Below are 546 nucleotides of genomic sequence, written 5' to 3' on the forward strand. Positions count from 1 at the left end.
TGCGGATGACGATGCTGCCGATCCCGGTCTCGCCGCGGCTGCTGCGTGCGGCCCGCAGGCTGCCGCGCCTCGGCGACCGCCTGGAACACGCCCTGGGCGCCCTCGCGGTGCCGGTGCTGCGGGTGCCGCTGGACGCCGACGACGCCACCGTGCGGATCAAGCTCGACGCCGAGATCACCAACAAGGCGCTCATCCAGGAGGTGGGAGACCTGGCCCTGGCCCGGCTGCCGGAGGGCCCGTGGGCGGCGACGCACCGGCCCCGCGAGCTGGTGATCGAGCTCAAGCATCCGAAGCGCCCACCGGCGTCGGTTTGGTACACCGCGGAGGCGAACCAGCAGTACGCCATCGATGACGTGCCGATCGCCAAGAAGGCCGGCGACGAGTGGGTGACGCTGCCGCTCAAGCGGCTCACCCCGCACGTGGTGGTCAGTGCCTCCACCGGGTGGGGCAAGACCACCGTCGCCAACGTCTACATCGCGCACACCGCCGGCAACGGCGGCAAGCTGCTAGTCAACGACCCGAAGCGGATCGGCTACCTGCGCGCGT

The 546-nt window shown here is 71.4% G+C and carries 1 protein-coding gene; it reads left to right on the forward strand.

Going from position 1 to position 546, the window contains the following annotated elements:
• Positions 1-546, forward strand: a 546-nt coding sequence (locus IEY99_RS33835; RefSeq protein WP_194505987.1) for a P-loop NTPase family protein, incomplete at both ends; no start/stop codon positions are given.

It is taken from the genome of Couchioplanes azureus (genome assembly GCF_014648355.1).
Classification (GTDB): domain Bacteria; phylum Actinomycetota; class Actinomycetes; order Mycobacteriales; family Micromonosporaceae; genus Actinoplanes; species Actinoplanes azureus.